The 3,724-nt window shown below is 72.8% G+C and carries 1 protein-coding gene; it reads left to right on the top strand.

All coding sequences use genetic code 11. The features are described from left to right. Positions 1–3,724 (top strand): lamin tail domain-containing protein (locus RWM17_RS13035; RefSeq protein ID WP_314104320.1); only part of this gene is annotated, 3,724 nt, incomplete at both ends.

Below are 3,724 nucleotides of genomic sequence, written 5' to 3'. Positions count from 1 at the left end.
GCACGGCCCCGGTCGACCCCGAGCCGTCCCCCGACGAGCCGACCGCGACGCCCGAGCCGTCACCTGCCCCCACCTCGCCGGCCCCGACGCCGACGCCGGCGCCTGAGCCCGAGCCCGAGCCGACGCCCGCCCCGCAGCCCGACCCTGCTCTGCGCGCGTCCACGCTGCAGATCACCGAGCTGCTGCCCGACTCGACGAACGTCGGCAGCGCCGACGGCTACGAGTTCGTCGAGGTCTACAACGGGAGCGACCGCGCCGTCGACTTCGCGGACTACTCGCTGCGGTACCTCTACCCGGTCGACGAGGTGCAGAACTCGTCGACCGTGCTCTGGCCGTCGACGCCGCGGGCCGCCGTCGTCGAGCCCGGCGACACGCTGGTGCTCTGGGTCAGGAACGGCCAGAACGCCGCGCTGACCCGCGCCGACTTCAACGCCCACTTCGGCGCCTCGCTCCGCGACGGCCAGCTGCTCGACGTCGCCTCCGCCGGCATGGCGAACGGCTCGGCGCGGGGCATGGAGATCGTCACGAACTCGGGGACCGCCCTGAACCGGGCCCACTACGGCCTGGTCGCCGGACGCGACGACGTCGACCCCGACCAGGGCATCCAGTACGGGCCCGACGCGGCCGACACGACGAAGCAGGTCCTGCTGCGCAAGGCGCCGGCGAGCCCCGGCTCCGTCACGGCGGACCAGGTCCCGACGGGGCTCGTCGTGACGCCGGCCGACACGACCGCGCCCGTCGTCGTCGACCGGACCGCCGCCTCCGTCGACGACCCCACGACGGACTTCGACGTCGCCTTCACCGTCAGCGACGACGTGGGCGTGCTGACGGCCCGGCTGACCGCCGAGAACGACGTCGACGCGGAGTCGGTGGTCGTCGACCTCGTCGGCCAGCGCGCCGACCCTGCCGACACCGTCGGGCCCCTGGACCGGTACACGTGGTCCGTGCCCGGCGTCGACCTGTACGGCAAGAGCTGGCTGCGGTACTCGCTCGAGGTCAGCGACGGCACGAACACGACGACGACGCCCCTCCGCACCGTGCCCGTCGCGGGCCGCGACGACTCCCCCGTGCGCCTCAACGTCGCTGAGGGCCAGGGAGTCCGGGGCACCGTCGCCCTCGCGGCGGCCGGCAGCGCCACGCCGCCCGACGTCCGGCTCTCCGTCGACGGCGCCGAGGTCGACGACGTCGAGCGCGCCCTCGAGCGCGAGGCGTACTTCGCGTTCGAGGCCGGGGGCGTCAACACGTACTTCCGCAACGGAGTCCTGCTCGGCGACGACGTCCTCACGATCTTCGACGACGGCATCTTCGAGGGTGTCGAGACCATCACCACGAAGGTGCCGCTGGCGGCGGTCCGCCCCGGCGAGCCCCTCACGTTGAGCGTCTGGGCCGGCACCAAGGCGGCCCCGGAGCTGAGCCCTGAGAACAACGACGACTTCACGGTCCAGAACCTGCGACTCGTGCTGCCCGACGGCCGCACGCTGCGGCCGGCCGGCTACGACGACCCGTCGCGCGTGCTCCAGATGGGCGACAGCGCGGGCAAGCTCGACTTCTTCGACGCCGTCTTCACCGTGCCCGACGACGCCTTCGGCGCCCTCTCGCACCAGTGGGACACGACCGCCGTCGGCGACGGCCCGCACGTCGTCGCCGCCAGGGGCGCAGGAGGCGCGGAGTCGATCTCGAGGACGGTCCTCGTCGACAACACGGCCCCCGCGATCACGACCGACGTCGAGCAGGGCGCCGAGTACCGCGGCGAGTTCCTCCTCACCGGGACCGCCGACGACGCCGGCTCCGGCGTCGCGACGTTCGTGACCACCCTCGACGGCGAGCCGGTGCAGCTGCCGTTCCGCGCCTCCTCGGTGGACCTTCCCGGAGGTGAGCACCTGCTGTCCCTCACCGCGACGGACGCGGTCGGCAACGCGAGCCGCACCGACGTGCCGTTCACGACCCCGGTCGAGCAGCCGTCCGGCCAGGCGGTGCTGCCCGCCGAGGGCGCCGAGGTGACCGAGGGCGAGGTGGAGCTCCGCGCCCGCGTCGACGACCCGAGCGGCGACGCCCTCCGCGTCGACTTCGCGCGCGGCTACGAGCTGGACGCGGCGAACGGCGGGGTGACCAGCCGCTCCGGCACCACCGACGTCGCGACCGAGGTCGACGGCGCGACGCCCGCCTCGGCCGCGGGCGCCCGTGCCCTGAGCACCGACGACGTGGCCGCCATCGGCGGGGTCGACGGGATCGACGCCGAGGTCAGCTCGGACACCGCCCTGCCGTACCAGGTGTTCGACGTGGCCGTCCCGGCCGGGGCGGGGAGCGAGCACCAGACCAAGCTGACCTGGACCGGCTCCGCCGACACCGGCGCCAAGGTGCTGATGTACGTGCGGAACACGACGACGAACGCTTGGGAGGAGGTCGACCGGTTCGTGACCGTCGACCCCGACGACGTCGAGTTCGCCCTGACCGCCACGGTCGCGTCGGCCGACCACGTCGCCCCGGATGGCACGCTCTCGGTGCTCGTGCAGCACTCCGAGGGCTTCGCCGGGGCGCCGCGCTCGACGCGCGAGACCCCGGTCGTCCCGGCGAACCCCGCGGACACGCCCCGCTCCGAGTACGACTTCACGCTCGCGTGGGAGTCGGACACGCAGTACTACAACGCCGACCCGGCGAACTACAAGCACCAGGTGGCGATCCACGACTACCTCCTCGAGCGCCGTGACGACCTCAACCTGCAGTACCTGTTCCACACCGGCGACATCGTCGACGACGGCACCGTGCCCGAGCAGTGGCAGCGGGCCGACGCGCAGTACGACCGCCTCGACGCCGCCGGGCTGCCCTACGGCGTGCTCGCCGGCAACCACGACGTCGACCAGAAGAACGACGACTACACCGCCTACTCGCAGTGGTTCGGCGAGCAGCGCTACGCGTCGAACCCCTGGTACGGCGGCAGCCACCTCGACAACCGCGGGCACTACGACCTCGTCAGCACCGGCGGCGTCGACCTCCTCGTGCTCTCCATGGGCTGGGCGCCCGGCGTCGACCAGATCGCCTGGATGAACGAGGTGCTCGCGCAGTACCCCGAGCGCACGGCGATCATCAACCTGCACGAGTACATGCTCACGACGGGCGGCCTCGGACCCGTGCCGCAGCAGATCTACGACGAGGTGGTGGCGACCAACCCGAACGTCTCGATGGTCATGTCCGGGCACTACCACGACGCCTTCACGCGGTACGACCAGTTCGACGACGACGGCGACGGCGTCGCCGAGCGCACCGTGACCCAGATGCTCTTCGACTACCAGGGCCTGCCCGAGGGAGGTCTCGGCTACCTGCGGCTGCTGCACTTCGACAACGCAGGGCAGCAGATCACCGTGCGCACCTACTCGCCCTCGCTCGACGACTACGACAGCGACGACCCCTCGCTCGAGCCCCAGCACCAGGAGTTCGTGATCCCCTACGCGACGGCGGGCATCTCGCCCCACGCGAAGACGCTGCGCACCAACGCCTTCACGGCCGAGGTGCAGGCGCCGGAGGCGGTCGCGACGGTCGCCGACGTCGCCAGCGGGACCGAGGCGGTCGCCGCCTGGGCCGACGCACCGCTCGGCAGCCTCGGCTGGTGGTTCACGGTCACGGACCCCTACGGCGCCGAGTACCGCTCGGGGGTCAGCACCATGACCGTCGTGGCGGCGGCCGCCGAGCCGGTGGACCCCGGCACGCCGGGCGGGCCGGGGACGCC

Source organism: uncultured Frigoribacterium sp. (genome assembly GCF_963515265.1).
In the GTDB taxonomy this organism is placed as follows: Bacteria; Actinomycetota; Actinomycetes; order Actinomycetales; family Microbacteriaceae; genus Frigoribacterium.
The sequence above is the reverse complement of the archived record's forward strand: the minus strand, read 5'-3'. Positions and strand labels throughout refer to the sequence as shown.